The organism is Gorillibacterium terrae (genome assembly GCF_051594785.1).
Classification (GTDB): domain Bacteria; phylum Bacillota; class Bacilli; order Paenibacillales; family NBRC-103111; genus Gorillibacterium.
Genome location: NZ_JBPPGI010000004.1, coordinates 368,422 through 385,260, shown reverse-complemented (window position 1 = coordinate 385,260; position 16,839 = coordinate 368,422). Strand labels below are relative to the sequence as shown.

Below are 16,839 nucleotides of genomic sequence, written 5' to 3'. Positions count from 1 at the left end.
TTCGATACCCGGCAACAAATTATGATCTTAAGGGGGAAGTATTTTGTCGCGCGTGATTCAAGTGAATGAAAGACCACCGCTGGTCGAGAGCATTCCGCTCAGCCTGCAGCATCTGTTCGCCATGTTTGCCTCGAATGTTCTGGTTCCCAATCTTTTCCATGTAAATCCCGCCACGATTTTGCTGATGAACGGCATCGGCACTCTCCTCTATCTTTTCATTTGCAGAGGCAAAATCCCCGCTTACCTCGGTTCGAGCTTCGCCTTTCTCTCTCCCGTCTTTGTCATTCTCGGCCCCGGCGGCACCGGTTCCTACGAAGATGCGTTATTCGGCTTTATGGGCGTCGGCGTCATCTTCATCATCGTCGCCCTCTTGGTCGGCAAAGTCGGCATCGGCTGGATCGACGTCGTCTTCCCGCCGGCAGCCATGGGCGCCATTGTCGCCGTCATCGGCCTTGAGCTCGTTCCCGTCGCGGCCCGCATGGCGGGATTCATCCCCGATGAAGGCGTCAAAGCGGCCGATTTCCATATCGATCCCCACACCGTCATCGTCGCGGTCATCACGATGGCGATCATCATCTTCGGCAATATCCTCTTCCGCGGCTTCATGAAGATCATTCCGATCCTCATCGCGATCATCGTCGGCTATATTCTGTCCGCCCCCGTTTTCTTCGACCTGGTCCAATGGGATCTCGTACAGAATGCCAAGTGGTTCGACCTTCCCACCCGTTACACCCCGCATTTTGATCTGTCCAGCTTCCTGATCGTCCTGCCTGCAGCCCTCGTTGTCATCGCCGAGCATATCGGGCACCTGGTCGTTACCGGCAACATCGTCGGCAAGGATCTGAACAAAGACCCGGGCCTGCATCGCTCGCTGCTTGGCAATGGCATTTCTACGGTGCTGTCCAGCCTGTTCGGTTCGACTCCCAACACTACGTACGGAGAAAATATCGGCGTGCTCGCCATGACGAAGGTCTACTCGACGTGGGTGATCGGGGGTGCCGCCCTCTTCTCCATCGTCCTCGCCTTCTGTGGCAAGCTGGCCGCGCTGATCATGGCCATTCCGGCTGCGGTCATGGGCGGCGTCTCGATCCTGCTGTTCGGCATCATCGCCGTCTCCGGCATCCGGATGCTGGTGGAATCGAAAGTCAACTACGACAAGCCGATCAACATGATCCTCACCGCCGTCGTACTGGTCATCGGCATCAGCGGCGCCAAGTTCACTCTGGGCCACTTCGAGCTGAAGGGCATGGCGCTCGCCACCGTCGTCGCCATTATCCTGAGCCTGCTGTTCAAGCTGTTCGAAGTGCTGAAGCTGGATAACGAAGAACGGTAAGGTTTTCGAATTTCTGAAAAAAGAGCTGTGGGCTCACGGAGGAAACGGAACTGGCCCCCAAATAAAAGTACTTAACCAACAAAACAACCTGTCGCCGAAACCCATTCGGCGACAGGTTGTTTCGTTTCGCTTGAATGAGAATTGCAAACGTTTCCGTCTTTAGGTAAGCGCGGAATGATTCGATGGGGGTATTATCAGCGGGCATACCTTTACGGGACATGCGTATAAACGGAGTTGATCGCCGTGAAGGCAAGCGTCCTGAACCTCCGGGACTAAAGAAAAAGAAAAAAATATGGTTAACAAAAGGATGCACACAGTTGTCTATATGAGTATACGGAATCAACCATTTTTTTTGATAGGGATCCTCAGCTGCTTTAGGATCAAGCACTATTGCAAAGTGGGGAGGATTGGAGCGGTTCAAGCATGGAAGCTGGGCGCCTTATAACACTGGATCGGATCAATGGTCCGCTCTAGGCAATCCCTATTATGGCGCATGGGTTATGGGGTACTATTAATTCAGGAGGGGTAATATTGAGGACTAAAAAGACAATTTTGTTTTCTGTTGGCGTGGTCATAATTGCCTTATTATCGTTCACTTTGTTCACCCGTTCACATGTTTCCGCAGCTGAAAAAGAAGTCAACAAAAACGTGAATGCCATGATGGAGAGAATTGATCAACTTAAAGTAACCAATCCTGCTCTCGCTTCCAGTTCGAACCCTTATGATTATGTGAAAGACAACGAAGAATTCAACGCAATCGTAAACATAGGTCCGGCTGCTTTACCTGTTTTGGAAAAACTCGTGGATGAAAGTAAGGAAAGCGGATTGCGCGAGTACATTCTTGCGATCGCAGGCGAACGGATTGCCAAAGTGGACTTGAAAGGAGACCACTTCGGTTGGGTAAACGCAAAACAATGGTCGAGTCGTTGGAAAACTCATTTGAGCGATTTGCCGGAGAACTTCAACAAACTTGTTGCCGAAAAGAAAGGTTCCGATGAAATTGCCAAACTCGGTATCCCGGTTATCCCCCTCATTCTTGATCAAATGGAGCAAGGCAACACTTCCCTCGTTCCAGCCTTGGAGAGTCTCCTCGAACCGGACCAAAAGGTGGAATTCGCTAAAATCTCACCCTCAAATTATGCAAAATGGGCAAAGGATAACCAGAGCAACTATAAGGAATTACGGGCACTAATCGAAAAAACGCAATAGCGTGCAAAATTGTATTGAAAGTGAGTTGCCCCCCGTCAGGTAGACAGCACAAAAAATAAAAATCGGTTAAACGGCCTTCGCCCTGAATTCCATGGGAGAGAGGCCGTTTAATTTTGCCTGAGGTCGTTCGTAATTGAAAAACGAATGTAGTCATGGACATCTTTTGGGAACTGCTCGAACGTCTGATAGATACGTAATTAATATTTTCGCATGATTAAGCTAGTTCGCGTGAGCTGGCTCGGTGATTGAACCACTTGTAATATATGCGGCTTTTCTCAGCCCCACGTGCCTACTCTCGATCTCTTGAAGAATCGTGTATTTTTATTCCACACTATATTCTTTTGTGGACACAAAGAAGCTCCCCTACAGGTAACAGGTTTTGATATTTCACCTGTCTACCTTTCGGGGAGCATATCACGACTGTGGGTCTAGAAGCATCTTTGGGTTTCGTCCTTTGAGAGATTCCACTCGCTTGGATGACTTAGAACTTCATCAACGAGAAGACTTCAATGCCGTCGAGCTTCTCGCGGCCGTTCAAGTATTCCAGCTCGATCAGGAACGCCGCTCCGACGATGTCGCCGCCGAGACGGCGGACCAGCTCGATGGTGGTGGCGATGGTGCCACCGGTCGCCAGCAGGTCGTCGGCGATCAGCACCTTCTGCCCCGGCTTAATCGCGTCGATGTGCATAGCGAGCTTATCCTTGCCGTATTCCAGCGAATATTCGGCTTCGATGCACTGGTACGGCAGCTTGCCGCTCTTGCGGATCGGAATGAAGCCGGCTTCCAGCGCATAGGCGAGCGGAGCGCCGACGACGAAGCCGCGGGCCTCGGGACCGGCAACTACTTCGATTCCCTTCCCGCGGTAATGATCGCGGAACTCATCGACCGCTTGGCGATAAGCCGCGCCGTTCTGCAGCAGGGTGGTGATGTCCTTGAACTGAATGCCCGGCTGCGGAAAATCGGGGATATTGCGAATGTACTCTTTCAACTCCATGGGGGTTCCCTCCGTTATGGTTTTTCAACCTTCATGCCTAACGCTTATCGTTCCTCCCGAAGCTCGGTGAGCAGCCGGGTTAAATCGTTCGCGGTGCTGTACAGCAATTCCTCTTCCACCCGGCGCAGCTGCTGGCGCTCCTGGTAGCGCAAAGATTCTGCCAGGTCCCGCTTGGCGGGGGAGACCGAGCAGCGATAATCGCCGCTCACCTGCTCGATCAGCTCCAGCTCTTCGAACACGTCGAGGATGAATCTTACCGTCGGGACCGGAAGCCCGGCCCGTCGGCTCAAGTAGGGAATCGGCTCGATCCCCCCTTGGCGCGCCGAGCCTTCCCGGCGCAGGGTGGAATAAATCTGTTTGAACATCTCCCGGTTCGGCAGAACCGAGGCTTCGTCCGAAAAGGCGAACACCGGATAGAGCCGGTCCGCTTGCTTCGCCTCCTGCAGGACGAATTTCAGGGCGCTGCGGGAAGGCGGCAAAGCCGGGAAGACCAGCCCTTTCAGTTCGTCGAAGCCGGGATGCCCGGAATCCGCGGAAGCCGAAGCCTCTTGCAGCAGCCGCATTCCGCGGTCCCGCTGGTACAACCAGAGCGAAGCCGTGCGCCGAAGCGGCTCGGGAACCGTCTCGGCCTCTTCCGGCGAGAACAGCACCACGCCGATCCCGGCCTCCTTGGCGACGGAGGCCCAGCGGCGGTCGCTCCGCGCCGCGCCCCGGAAATCGAACACTTGGACGCCCGGCACCCGCAAATCCTGAATGAGAATCTGCGGCTTGACCTTGCCGTTCCATTCGTTCAGCGACAATTCGCCGAGCAGCTCCAGCCGGTCGGTGGCGGACAGCCGGTCCAGCAGCTCGCCTTTGCCGAAGCCGACGGCATCGACGGCGACCGGCTTCTGGCTGCCCTTCGGCGTCCAAGGAACCACCTGCAGCTTCAGGTGCCGGTTCTCCTTGCCCATGGACTTCTGATCCAGGATGCGAAGGTTCCGGAACACGAAGCGCGGAGCGGGATTCCCGGCTCCGAAGGGAGCGAGCCGGTCCAGTTCCTTGATCAGCCCGAGTGTCGCGTCCTCCAGGCCGCATTCGATATCCGCCGCCAGGACCGGCTGATAATCCTCGGCCGAGAGCTTCTCCCGGGCGATCCGGCCCAGGCGCTCGCGGAACGCGGGCAGGTTGGCCGCGGCGATCGTCATTCCGGCGGCGGCTTGATGGCCGCCGAAGTGATCCATCAGGTCGGCGCATGCGGTGAGGGCTTCGTACAGATCGAAGCCGGCGATCGACCGCGCCGAGCCTTTGGCCATGCCGGTGGTCGGATCGATGGACAGCACGATCGTCGGCCGATAGAAGCGCTCCAGCAGCTTCGAGGCGACGATGCCGATCACGCCGACGTTCCAGCTTTCCTTCGCGACGACCAGCACGCCACTCGGCTCAGCCTCACGCCCGGCCAGCTCCAGCGCCTCCGCTGCAATCTCGTCGACGATCCGCTGCCGCTCGCGGTTCAGCAGATCGAGGCTCATGGCCAGCTCGCCCGCTTCCGACGAATCATCGGTGACCAGCAGGCGAAGCGCGGGATCAGCCGCTTCCAGGCGGCCGCTGGCGTTGATCCGGGGCGCGAGGGCGAAGGCGAGGTGACCGGCATTGACCGCATTCCGGTCGATGCCCGCCACCTCGAACAAGGCTTTGATTCCCGCATAGGAGCCGGAACGCATGCGCGCGAGCCCCCGTTTCACCAAGCTGCGGTTCTCGCCGGTGAGCGGCATGAGGTCGCCCACCGTTCCGATCGCCGCGATATCCGCCAGCTCATCGGGGACCCGGCCGACGAGCGCCTGGGCAAGCTTAAAGGCTACCCCCGCTCCGGCCAGCCCCTTGAACGGATACGGGCAGCCGGGCTTCTTCGGGTTGACCACGGCGACGGCGTCCGGGAGTTCGGCGGGCGGTTCGTGATGGTCGGTCACCACCACATCGATGCCGAGTTCCCCGGCATAGGCGATTTCTTCCCGGGCGCTGATGCCGGTATCCACCGTGACGATCAGCGAGATTCCCGCTTCGGCGGCCAGCTTCATCGCCTGGCGGTTGAGGCCGTACCCCTCGTTCACGCGGTGGGGAATGTACGCGTCGAAGTCGGCGCCGAGTGACCGGAACAGACGGGACATCAGCGCGGTGCTGCTGACCCCGTCGGCGTCGTAATCGCCGTAGATGCGGATCTTCTCCTTCTTCTCCATCGCCGACCGGATGCGCCGGACGGCCTCGGTCATGCCGTCCAAGAGATAAGGGTCGTGCAGGTCTTCCCCTTCCGCGTCCAGAAAACGGGCCGCCTCCTCGGGGTCGGTCCAGCCGCGGGCCGCAAGCAGCCGCGCCACCAGTTCATCCACGCCAAGGCGGGCGGACAGCTCGTTCGCAGCGGCTTCGTCCGCCTCACCGATCTTCCATCTTGCTCTTGACGGTATCATCGCTTACCCAACTCTCTCTAGTGCACCATCGGAGGAAAGACAGGATGCTCCGAGCCGATGCCGTTATTGTAAGGATAGCCTCTGTCGTACGGGTGGACGATCACCGTCACCTCCGACAGATGCAGGAACTCATGGGTCAGGTGGCTGCTGAGCGCCCGTGCGATCTCCTGTCCCTCAAAGACGGAAATGTGCGGGTTGACGCTCACCGTCACCACCACAGCCACATAATGGCCGTCCTCTCTCGCTTCCAGGGCATCCACCATAATGATGCCCCTAACCTCCTGGGCGGCCTTGATCAATTCCTCCACGTCCCGATGGCCGCGGCCGGGCAGAATCGAATCGGACGTTTGCCGGGTAGCCAGCTTCCATCCGTTTACCAGGATCAGCATCCCGATAGCCAGCCCGCAAGCCGCATCCAGCCGGTAAGCGCCGCCGTTGCCGAGCGAATCGGAGAAGACGAGGCCCATGCTGCCGAGAAGCGCCAGCAGGGACGGCAGCAGCCCGGCTCTCAATACCCGGGCCATCTCGGAGGATTTTTTGTCGCCGCGCAGCCAAGCCGCTCCATGCAGCACGGAGCAAACGGCCGCCGCAGCCAGACCGATCAGCCGGTAGGTCTGCGAATGGGAAGCCGGCGCGTCGGATAGCAGCGATTCCAGGGAATGGGTTACACCCTCGAAGCCGAGAAACAGGTAGACGGCGATGGCCATAACAAACGGCACCGGCAGAGTCCGAAGCAGCGACGATTCCGAACGAACCGGCCCCTTCTTGTGTGAAGCAAACCGCGCGAGCGGAGCCAGGCTGTGGGACAGCGTGCCGATTCCGTCCATGAGAAGCGCCATGCTTCCGGACAGCAGTCCGGCAGCCCCCTTGCCGGCGGCGAGAACGACGGTGCGGATTGCGGTGGTTCGGGCGGAACGAGCCCTGTGATGCTTCCGCTTCATTGCCAGCTTGCACCCCTTATCGATCAAAAAATCCGAAAAATAAGAACAGGAAAGGGGCGCAGGCAGAAGCCAATCTCCCTGCGTCCCTCTTTCAAACCGAATCGTTTAGGATTTGGCGGGGGCTGCCGTCTTGCGGCCCGAGTGAAGCGAGTTCTTCTTCAGCATGGCCCACAGCGGGCTTGCGATCAGAATGGACGAGTACGCTCCGCAGAGCAGCCCGATCAGCATGGCGAGCGAGAAGTTGCGGATCGATTCGCCGCCCAGGATGAAGAGCAAGAGCGCGCCGACAAAGACGGTGAGCACGGTATTGATGGAACGGGTCAGCGTCTGAGAGACGCTGGCGTTGACCAGATGCTTGAGATCGTCGTAGTTCTTGATCTTCGCGAACCGTAGGTTCTCGCGGATTCGGTCGAAGATAACGATCGTATCGTTGATGGAATAGCCGACGATGGTCAGGATCGCCGCGACGAAGGTCAGATTGACTTCGAGGTGGAAGATCGAGAACACGCTGATGACGAAGAACGCATCATGGAGAAGCGCGACGATGGCCGACACCGCGAACCGCCATTCAAACCGGATCGCCACATAGATCATGATGAACACCGAGGCGATCAGAACCGCATAGATGGCTTTCTGAGCCAGTTCATCGGCGAGGGAGGTATCGACCGTATTTTCTTCCAGGCTGACTTTATCGCCATAGGCGGTAACGAAGCCTTGCTTGATCTTGATGACTTCGTCCTGGGAGAGCACCTTGTCGAAGCGGATCGAGACGCGTTCGCCGCCGGGAGTGATGATGCCGGTGGGTTCTCCGGCGTTCGTGATGATCTCCTTGGCCTTGGCCTTCTCGATCGTCTTGCCGGCATTGATATCGAGCGTGGTTCCCGCCTTAAAATCGACGCCCCGGTTGAGTCCCTCCGAGAATAAGAACACGACGCCGAGCAAGGTCACGATGATGGAGAACAGCATGAATTTCTTGCTGTGCTTCATGAAGTCGATGTGGAAGTTGTACTTAAAGTGCATGGATTTCGTCCTCCTTAACGCCGAAGTAAGTCGACTTTTTGACGGCGCCGCTCTTAACCAGCATCTGTATCAGAAGGCGGGAAAGGAAGACGTTCGTGAACAGGCTCATGAGAATACTGAAGATCAGTGTCAGAGCGAAGCCCTTGATCGTACCGATTCCGAGCGTAAACAGAACGGCAGCCGCGACGACCGTAGTGACGTGGGCGTCGATAATGGTGCGGAACGAGTTCTTCGAGCCGGCGCGGAATGCGGACATAATCGTCTTGCCGGAACGAAGCTCTTCTTTGATCCGCTCTGCCGTGATGATGTTGGCGTCGACCGCCATCCCGATCCCCAAGATGAAGGCCGCGATTCCGGGTAAGGTCAGCGTGGCGTTCAGGAGCAGGTACACCACGAGGAGCAGCCAGGTAAAGACGATCAGGGTCACGCAGGAGATAAGTCCGGGGACGCGGTAGTAAAAGGCCATGAACAGCAGAATCAGCACGAAGGCGATGCCGCCCGCGAGCAGCGTGTTGTTCATCGACTGCTTGCCGAGCGTGGCGTCGACGGCGTTGGTATATTTCTCGGTCAACTGCAGCGGCAGCGCGCCCAGATTGATCGTATCGCGAATGTTCTTGGATTCGTCCAGCGAATAGCCGGTGATCTGCGCTTTGCCCTCCGTCATTTCGCCCTGTACGACAGGTGCGCCGAGCGAGCGTTCGTCGAGGTTGATGGACATCGGCTTGCCGGTCAGTTCCTTCGTGACCTTGGCGAACTTGGACTTGTCCTTCACTTCGATCGTAATGATCGGTTGGTTGTATTGGTCGAATACGACCTTGGCGGCGTTCGGCACGAAATCGCTGCCGTCCATCACGATGTCTCCGGCGGAGTTCCGGAAGGTCAGGCGGGCCGGCTCCTTCAGGGTCTTACGCACTTCCGTCTGATCGACCACGCCGGCGATGCGGACGCGGATGCGGTCCGAGCCTTCCGTGGTGATTTCCGGTTCGGCGACTCCGGCAGCATTTACGCGGTCTTCCAGACTGTGGGCCGTTTCCTTCAAGCTCTCCGGCGTGACCTTCTGCCCGGCTTCCAGCGGCTTGGCTTGGTACAGAATCTCAAAGCCGCCCTTCAAGTCCAGACCGAGCCGCACATTCTTGACGATGGACGGGGACGTCCCCGCAACGACGGCCAGGATCAGAATGATGGTAACGAGAAAGGTGACAAACTTTTTCTTATTCATGTTCTACGGTACAAGCTCCCTTCAATATCCAATATTCCTATTATACTCACCTGCAAAAAACCCGTCAATTTCCAAGTGAAAGCGTTACCCGTCGATGCGTCCGCCAAAAAAAAGCCCCCGCAGCGGGGAAACCGTCACGGGTTGGGCCGGCCTGCTCGGTCGATTGTGTCTGAGCTTGGCTTAAAAAAGAGCGCCTTTGAACGCCTGCATGGTCATCCAGTTCATAAACTCGGTTGCCTTGAGCGACAAAATATCGTTGACCATCCGGTGGAGCATCGGAAAGCCGTTTTTTTGATACCGGGCGCTGATACAAGCCCAGACATCGTCCGGGGTGACCTGGTCATACCCCAGCATGGCGAATTCGGCGGCTTTCATCCGGCAGAGCTTCTCCGCGATGCCGAGGAGCTCGTCTTCCCGGCCGTCGTGCACCTGCTCGTCCGCTTCCAAGCCCGTATCCCTCCCATCCTTGCAACTCCCTATGTAGCTTCTAGATTCGACGCGCACGCGCCGGATTCCTCCCTCGTCCGGAATTATCGGCATGAGAAAGGACAGGTCCCGCATACGCTGTAGTATCCGGTATAGGGATAAGCCAAGCGCATGTCCTGGCCCCCATCCCACTATACTCTACTTTGCGGATGGGAGGAAGAGAAAACTCGTGGAAAAGGTTAAGCAAAGCTTCATCCAAGGAACGATGATCCTGCTGGCCGCAGGCATCATCAACCGGCTGCTCGGGTTCATCCCCCGCATCGTTCTGCCGCGGGTCGTCGGCGCGGAAGGCGTCGGCCTCTATCAGATGGCCTTCCCCTTCCTGATGCTCGTGCTCACGCTGGTTACGGGCGGAATTCCGCTTGCCGTGGCCAAGCTCGTCGCCGAAGCGGAATCGCGCCGCGACAAGGTACGGGTGGCGCGCATCCTGCGGCTCTCGGTGCTCTTCACGCTCCTGTTCGGCGCGGCGGCCGCCCTCGCCGTGCTGGCGCTGGTTCCCACCCTTGCGGGCAGCCTGTTCACCGACCGGCGGGTCGGCTATCCCCTCATGTGGATGTGTCCGATCATCCCCATCGCCGCGGTCTCTTCCGTCCTGCGCGGGTATTTTCAGGGAAAGCAGAATATGATCCCCACCGCCGCCTCCCAGCTCTCGGAGACGCTGACGCGGATTGTCGGGATGCTGGTATTCTCTTATCTCCTGCTGCCGTACGGGATCGAATACGCCGCAGGCGGAGCGATGGCGGGGACGCTAATCGGCGAGGTCGGCGGCATTGCCGTTCTGCTGCTCCAGTTTCGCCGCGACCGCAAGCGGGGCCGCGCCGCAGAACCGGCCGAGCCCTCCGCTCCCGCAGCCGGCGGGCGAACCCGGTACGAGGGGTCAAAAAGCCTGCTGACCCGCCTGATTCAGGTCTCGGTGCCGGTCACGGCCAGCCGCTTGGTCGGCTCCTTCTCGTATTTTATCGAGTCGGTGCTGACGGTCCAGAGCCTTGCCCTCGCCGGCATCGCCGCCGGAGCCGCCACCTCGCAATACGGGGCGCTGCAGGGAATGATTATGCCCGTTCTCTTCCTGCCCGGCGTCCTGACCTACAGCCTTGCGGTCTCGCTCGTCCCCACTCTCTCGGAGGCGAATGCCCGCGGCGATGTGAAGACGATCCATTCCCGGCTCTACCAATCGATCAAGCTGGCGCTGGTCAGCGGCGCGCCGTTCGCTGTGTTCCTGTATGTGTTGGCCGATCCGATCTGCTACTACCTTTACGGCGACAGCGAGATCGGCGTCATGCTGAAAATGCTGGCTCCCGCCGCCCTGTTCCTCTATTGCCAAGGTCCGCTGCAGGCTTCGCTGCAAGCCCTGAACCAGCCCGGCAAAGCGCTCGTCAACACGCTGATCGGGTCGGTGGTGAAGCTCGGCCTGATCTTCTTCCTCGCCTCCCGGCCGCAGTTTGGAATCCTCGGCGCCGTGCTGGCCATCAGCTTCAACATGATGCTGGTGACGATCCTTCATTGGAACAGCCTGGCCCGGCTCCTCCGGTTCTCGATGCCTTCGGGGGATTTTCTCAAGGTGAGCCTGCTCATCGCCGTGACGGGCTTCATCTGCAAGTGGGGGATGGACGCGCCGTTCATTGACAGCCCCCTCCTGCGGTTTCTCTTCGCCATAACCGCCGCTTCCGCCGTCTACCTGTTCTCCCTGCCGCTCGTTCGGCTCATCGACCGCGACGATATGCGGAAGCTGCCCCTCTTCAACCGGCGGGGGCCCCGGTGATGCGGAAAGCTTGTCATAAGCACGATGGCTTGCCCATATGATGTAGGGAAAAGAATGCGCGCCGCCCGCGGGCGGCAGCCGGGGAGGAAACATTCGTGAACATGGTTCATAGCGAAAAGCATCGGCTCGGGCTTCCCATTGTACGAGGGCTCATCTGGGCGTTCGGCCTCATGGCCGCCGGAGCGCTCATCTTGTCGCTGATCCTGGCGTTCAGCGGCCAGAAGGAAAGCTCGCTGCCTACCGCCGCTGTCGTCATCCACCTGATTGCCGCCATCCTTGGCGGCGGGGCGGCGGGCAAGCATTCGGGTTCCAAGGGCTGGTACGCCGGAGGAGCGACCGGGCTCCTCTATGCCCTGCTCCTCTACCTGATCGGCTTCCTGGGATTCGACCGCGGCTTCCACATGTCCGCCTTGGCGGCGGTGGCCGTCGCTTTTGCCGTGGGGGCCGTCGGCGGCATGGTCGGCGTCAATCTCAAGAAGTAAGCCTTCGGAAGCGGACACAAGCCGCACCGAAAGCAAAAACCAGGACCCATCCCCGAAGCGCAAGGCTTTCGGGGGTGTCCTGGTTTTGCCATATCCTGCGAACCGCGCCGCAGAGCGGTTCTTATTTGCCTTCCGCCGAGGAGGAAGCGATCGTCCGGATCGCGGAACGGTCGAAGGTCATCTTCGTCGCTTCGTTCACCCGCAGGACGACCGTGTCGTCCAGAATGTCGAGCACCGTGCCGTGCAAGCCACCGATGGTGACAACCTTGTCGCCCTTCTTGAGGCTGTTCAGCATGGTTGCGGTTTTCTTCTGCCGCTTCTGCTGCGGACGAATCATGAGGAAGTACAGCACCGCGAACATTGCCACGATGTAGAGAATGGACCAATAGCCCGCCGAGTTGGCGGTGCCTGCTGCTAAATACATACAAATGTCCTCCTTCTGAATGCTGGATCTCGTGTCGGTTAGAAGCCTTTTTCATCCATTTGATACTTGTCGAAAAACTCATCCCGGAAGTCCCGCAGCCGGTCCTCCTGGATCGCCTGCCTGACCTGCTTCATGAGGTTCAGCAGGAAATGCAGGTTGTGGTACGTGGTCAGGCGGATGCCGAAGGTCTCGTCCGCTTTGATCAAGTGCCGGATGTACGCGCGGGAATAATTCCGGCAGGTATAGCAATCGCATTCCGGATCGAGCGGTCCGAAATCGTCGGTATGCTTGGCGTTCTTGATGATCAGCCGTCCCCCGCTCGTCATCACCGTGCCGTTGCGGGCAATCCGCGTCGGCAGCACGCAGTCGAACATGTCGATGCCCCGGATCGCTCCTTCGATCAGAGCGTCCGGCGAACCGACGCCCATCAGATAGCGCGGCTTGTTCGTCGGGATGAGCGGCAAGGTCGTCTCCAGAACTTCGTACATGAGCGGTTTGGGCTCGCCAACGCTCAGACCACCAATAGCATACCCCGGAAAATCCAGGGAAGTCAAATCCCTGGCGCTCTGCTTGCGCAGGTCTTCGTACATGCCTCCCTGGACGATTCCGAACAGCGCCTGATCATGCGGACGGGTATGGCTGTTCAGGCAGCGTTCGGCCCAGCGGGTGGTCCGCTCCATCGACGGCTTGACGTATTCGTATTCGGCCGGGTAAGGCGCGCATTCGTCGAAGGCCATCATGATATCGGAGCCGAGGGCGTTCTGGATTTCCATGGCCTTCTCCGGCGAGAGGAACAGCTTGTCCCCGTTCAGGTGCGAGCGGAAATGCACGCCCTCCTCCGTGATCTTGCGGATGTCGCTTAGGCTGAATACTTGAAAGCCGCCGCTGTCGGTCAGGATGGCGCGGTCCCAGTTCATGAACTTGTGCAGACCGCCCGCCTGGCGGATCAGCTCGTGGCCCGGCCGCAGGAAGAGATGGTAGGTGTTGCTAAGGATAATCCCGGCGCCCATCTCCTTCAGTTCTTCCGGGCTCATCGTCTTGACGGTGGCCTGGGTGCCGACCGGCATGAACGTCGGCGTGTCGATGACCCCGTGCGGGGTGTGGAGCCGGCCGAGCCGCGCTCCGGTTTGCTTGCAGGTCTTGATCAATTCATAGGTAACGGCTGCCATGGCAGAATCCCTCATCTTATTTGAATTTTCACGTTGCAGCGGCCGAATCAATAGATCAGCATGGCGTCCCCGAAGCTGAAAAAGCGATAGCGCTCCTTCACCGCTTCCTCATAGGCGCGCAGGACGTTTTCCCGCCCGGCGAGAGCGCTGATCAGCATGAGGAGCGTCGATTTCGGCAGATGGAAATTGGTAACCAGCCCGTCGATGGCGCGGATCGGCACACCCGGATAGAGGAAAATGTCCGTCCAGCCGGAGCAGGCGGAAAGCCGAAAGCCCTCCTCTCCCTGCGCCGCCGCCGCGTCCCGGGCGGCCGTCTCCAGCGTGCGCGCCGAGGTCGTGCCGACGGCGACCACCCGTCCTCCCGCCGCCTTCGTCCGGTTGAAGGCTTCGGCGGTTTCCGGTGGCAGCACATAATACTCCGCGTGCATGTCATGCTCCTCCACCTTGTCGGCCGATACCGGGCGGAAGGTGCCAAGCCCGACATGAAGCGTCAGGTAGGCGATCTGGACGCCTCGCTCCTCCAGATGCCGCAGGTAGTCCTTGGTGAAATGCAGCCCGGCGGTCGGTGCGGCGGCCGAGCCTTCATGCTTGGCGTAGACGGTCTGGTAGCGCTCCTTGTCCTCCAGCCGCTCCTTGATATAAGGCGGCAGGGGCATCTGGCCCAGCTGGTCGAGAATCTCGGGGAAGATCCCCTCGTATTCGAACCGGATGATGCGCCCGCCCATATCGCCCTCTTCTTCGACCACGGCGACAAGCGGCGCTTTTGGGGAGGGCAGGGGCTGCGGCGGATTGCCCGGCGCAGCCGGAGCATTTGCCGCCGCGAGTTCCTCCGACTCCAGGCCGAAGACGATCCGGGCGCCGGCCTTCAGTTTCTTGCCGGGACGCACGAGCGCCTCCCAGCGGTTCTCCCCCAGCTCGCGGAGCAGGAGAACCTCGGCCTTCGCTCCGGTGTCGGCCTTCAAACCAAAAAGCCGGGCTGGAATCACCCGTGTGTCGTTCAACACGAGCAAATCCCCGGCTTTCAAAAATTGATCCAACTCATAGAAACGGTGATGCCCGACCTCGCCCGTCGTCCGATTCAAGGTCATGAGCCGGGACTCCGTGCGGTTCGCCAGCGGAGTCTGGGCAATCAGCTCCTCGGGCAGGTCGTAATCAAACAGATCGACGTTCATGGATGTCCTTCCTTATGGCTTAACGATTGTGGCGCCACTGTAGTAATAGGCGAGGATATACTTGTAATCCTTGCCTTGCTGCGCGAACCCGATCGCCCCGTATTGGGACATTCCGAGGCCGTGCCCGTAGCCGTAGCCGGTGAACAGGAACTGAGCGTCCGCCGTGGCGAGACGCGCTTTTCCCTGGCCGTTCAGCACGAGGAATTGCGAGCCTGCGGCCTGCTTGGTCCCTTGGGCGTTCACCGCCGTCAGAGCGGCTCCGGTTCCGGCATAATCCCGCCGGGCTCCGTTCGCGCCTATTACAGTATATCGTCCCGTCTCTTCGATTTCAAACTTGGTGGAGGGAAGCCCGTTCAGCATCGTCCGGTAGCTGTCCGGCGTTTTGAGCGCCACCTCCGCGCCGTTCACCTGCAGCGCCAGGACCCGGCCGGACACGCCGGTGCGGCTCACCTGCAGAGTGCTCAGGCTGGCGAGCGGGCTGTATGCGTTGATCTTCGGCGCAAGCTGGGCGGCCGTAAACAGCCGGGTCCACGAATACGCGGTCGATTCCGCCGCCTGGCCGATGACCGCGACCTGCTCGCCCGGAGACAGCTTGCCGAGCACCGGGCTGATCGAATCCGTGGCGGACGGAATCGTGCGGATGTTGACGCTGTCGGTCGTAACCGCGTTATAGAGCGGCAAGCCCGCGAGCGATTTGGCCCCGGCAGCCTGGAGCAGGTCGGAGCGCACGTAGCCGCTCGTTCCGGAGGAGGTTACGATCCGGAACCAGGGGAGCTTGCCTTGGTTCGGATAGGTATCGGGGCTCGCAACGCTCTTCAGGTAGCCGACGGCATTGCCCCACACCTCGGTCCCGTCCGCGGTCTGTCCGCCCGCATTGGACGAGAATAGGGCGTCGATCAGCGTTCCGCCGCTCATCAATACTTCTCCGGCGGTAGCCTGGACGGCCTTGGTCACATCGTCGGCTTCCTTGCCGTAGTAAGCCTGGTCGAGCGTGGTATCCGTGAGATTGGCGATCTCATAGCGCATGCCCGCCTTGACGGAGTAGGTGCGCGCCGCAACGGCCTGCGCCTTGAGCGCCTCGATCGGATAGCCGGGGCCGAGTTCGGCGTGCACCACCGAATTGAGGTATTGCTCGAAGGGCAGCTCGTTGATGACCGCGAGCTTGCCGTTCCACTGGGACAGCTCGAAGGTTCCGTTGTAGGAAAGTCCCTTCTCCTTCATCGTGATCTTGCCGCCGGCGGAGGAGAGGAGCAGCTTCTGCGCGTTCGGATTGAATAAATCGACGATGGCGCCGCCGGAACCCGCCGCCGTGGTTGTGACGTCTTCCTTCTCCATGAGGTAAGGCAGGGTGGAGGTATCGACGGGAGTCAACGAGATTCCGGGAACAGCGGCTTCCAACTGGCCCTTCATAGCGGTTTGGCGGGCGGCGTCGGCGGCGGACGCCGCACTTGCCCACAGCGAATAGCTGAGCTTGCCGTCGCCCGTTCCGGTGATCGCCAGATCGACCGGCAGCCCGGCGCTCTTGAGGAGAGCGGCGTTGTCGCGCGCTTCCTTCTCCGTCCCGAACGTACCGGCGCTCAGGCGGAGCGGTCCGGTGACGGCGAGTCCCGCCGACCAGGAAGCCGCGGCGGGCAGCTTGGCGATCTCGGCCATGGCGGCGGCGGCCGCCGCAGAGGTGGCGTACCCGCCGGTCAACACTTGATAGACCGGAGCGGCAGCCGTACCGTTGCGGTAAATCGACGGCGAATACTTGCTCCCGAGGGCGGTCGCGGCCGACTTCGCTTGAGAGAAGGTCGAAGTGGTCAGCACCGCCACCCGGTATTGGTCGAGCCCCGCCCGGAAGACGGTTCCGGCCGGAACGGTGAGCCAAGTCGGCGTACCCGCCGCCCCCCGCACGCCGACCTTCAATCCCTTGTCCGCCGTAAACCCGGCGGTCGGAATCGTGGTATGGAATTTCCCGGAATCGATATAAAGGGCGACGCGGAACAGATCCGGAACGGTCACGGCGGATGCGGCGACGGCCGCAGGCGGCGCGATCGGTCCCGCTCCGAAGGAGGTGGCGATGAGGCCCGCCGCCAAGCAGCCGACGGCCATCCGTCTCATCAGCGGCTTGCGTCCGCTGTTCGTCTCTCGTTGCGAATTCATCATGCTCGCATTCCTCCTGCTGGTCTATTGGGCAGCCGGTCC

At 59.7% G+C, this 16,839-nt stretch carries 14 protein-coding genes; 4 read left to right on the top strand and 10 right to left on the bottom strand.

The features are described from left to right. Positions 1-43 precede the first annotated feature (43 nt). Both uraA and ACSEXS_RS16795 read left to right on the top strand, forming a co-directional pair. Positions 44-1,333, top strand: coding sequence for a uracil permease (uraA, locus tag ACSEXS_RS16800; RefSeq protein WP_438434391.1), 1,290 nt, complete (start codon positions 44-46; stop codon positions 1,331-1,333). 531 nt (positions 1,334-1,864) lie between these two features. Continuing rightward, positions 1,865-2,542 (top strand): hypothetical protein, encoded by a 678-nt coding sequence (locus ACSEXS_RS16795; protein WP_438434390.1) that lies wholly within the window; start codon positions 1,865-1,867, stop codon positions 2,540-2,542. Between the two features lie 481 nt (positions 2,543-3,023). Here ACSEXS_RS16795 and ACSEXS_RS16785 read toward each other — a convergent pair whose 3' ends face one another. From ACSEXS_RS16785 to ACSEXS_RS16760, 6 genes are all read right to left on the bottom strand, one after another. Next, positions 3,024-3,536, bottom strand: a complete 513-nt coding sequence (locus ACSEXS_RS16785; RefSeq protein WP_438434389.1) for an adenine phosphoribosyltransferase — start codon at positions 3,534-3,536, stop codon at positions 3,024-3,026. 44 nt (positions 3,537-3,580) lie between these two features. After that, entirely contained in the window at positions 3,581-5,980 is a 2,400-nt protein-coding gene (recJ, locus tag ACSEXS_RS16780) for a single-stranded-DNA-specific exonuclease RecJ (RefSeq protein WP_438434388.1), read from the bottom strand. Positions 5,981-5,997: 17 nt separating this feature from the next. Further along, positions 5,998-6,921: a cation transporter dimerization domain-containing protein gene (locus ACSEXS_RS16775; protein WP_438434387.1), complete on the bottom strand. Its 924-nt coding sequence runs from the start codon at positions 6,919-6,921 to the stop codon at positions 5,998-6,000. Positions 6,922-7,026: 105 nt separating this feature from the next. Next, complete coding sequence (gene secF / locus ACSEXS_RS16770) at positions 7,027-7,941, bottom strand: protein translocase subunit SecF (RefSeq protein WP_438434386.1); 915 nt, start codon at positions 7,939-7,941, stop codon at positions 7,027-7,029. Continuing rightward, positions 7,931-9,160, bottom strand: coding sequence for a protein translocase subunit SecD (secD, locus tag ACSEXS_RS16765; protein WP_438434385.1), 1,230 nt, complete (start codon positions 9,158-9,160; stop codon positions 7,931-7,933). The genes secF and secD overlap by 11 nt, the downstream gene beginning before the upstream one ends. A gap of 180 nt (positions 9,161-9,340) precedes the next feature. Further along, on the bottom strand, positions 9,341-9,607 hold the full coding sequence (locus ACSEXS_RS16760; protein WP_438434384.1) for a post-transcriptional regulator: 267 nt from the start codon (positions 9,605-9,607) through the stop codon (positions 9,341-9,343). 244 nt (positions 9,608-9,851) lie between these two features. On the opposite strand from ACSEXS_RS16760, the gene spoVB reads away from it, so the two are divergent. Both spoVB and ACSEXS_RS16750 read left to right on the top strand, forming a co-directional pair. Further along, entirely contained in the window at positions 9,852-11,405 is a 1,554-nt protein-coding gene (gene spoVB / locus ACSEXS_RS16755) for a stage V sporulation protein B (protein ID WP_438434429.1), read from the top strand. A 101-nt stretch (positions 11,406-11,506) separates the two neighbouring features. Further along, a complete protein-coding gene (locus tag ACSEXS_RS16750; RefSeq protein WP_438434428.1) occupies positions 11,507-11,887 on the top strand; it encodes a TIGR04086 family membrane protein in 381 nt (126 codons plus the stop codon). A gap of 121 nt (positions 11,888-12,008) precedes the next feature. Here ACSEXS_RS16750 and yajC read toward each other — a convergent pair whose 3' ends face one another. From yajC to ACSEXS_RS16730, 4 genes are read right to left on the bottom strand one after another with little or no spacing between them, the layout of a single operon-like run. After that, positions 12,009-12,311, bottom strand: coding sequence for a preprotein translocase subunit YajC (yajC, locus tag ACSEXS_RS16745; RefSeq protein ID WP_438434383.1), 303 nt, complete (start codon positions 12,309-12,311; stop codon positions 12,009-12,011). A gap of 38 nt (positions 12,312-12,349) precedes the next feature. Beyond that, positions 12,350-13,480 carry a tRNA guanosine(34) transglycosylase Tgt gene (tgt, locus tag ACSEXS_RS16740; RefSeq protein ID WP_438434382.1) on the bottom strand — a complete coding sequence of 377 codons (1,131 nt, stop codon included), beginning with the start codon at positions 13,478-13,480 and terminating at the stop codon, positions 12,350-12,352. A 47-nt stretch (positions 13,481-13,527) separates the two neighbouring features. Beyond that, on the bottom strand, positions 13,528-14,652 hold the full coding sequence (gene queA / locus ACSEXS_RS16735; protein ID WP_438434381.1) for a tRNA preQ1(34) S-adenosylmethionine ribosyltransferase-isomerase QueA: 1,125 nt from the start codon (positions 14,650-14,652) through the stop codon (positions 13,528-13,530). A gap of 12 nt (positions 14,653-14,664) precedes the next feature. Further along, positions 14,665-16,800, bottom strand: a complete 2,136-nt coding sequence (locus tag ACSEXS_RS16730; protein ID WP_438434380.1) for a SpoIID/LytB domain-containing protein — start codon at positions 16,798-16,800, stop codon at positions 14,665-14,667. Positions 16,801-16,839: the final 39 nt, after the last annotated feature.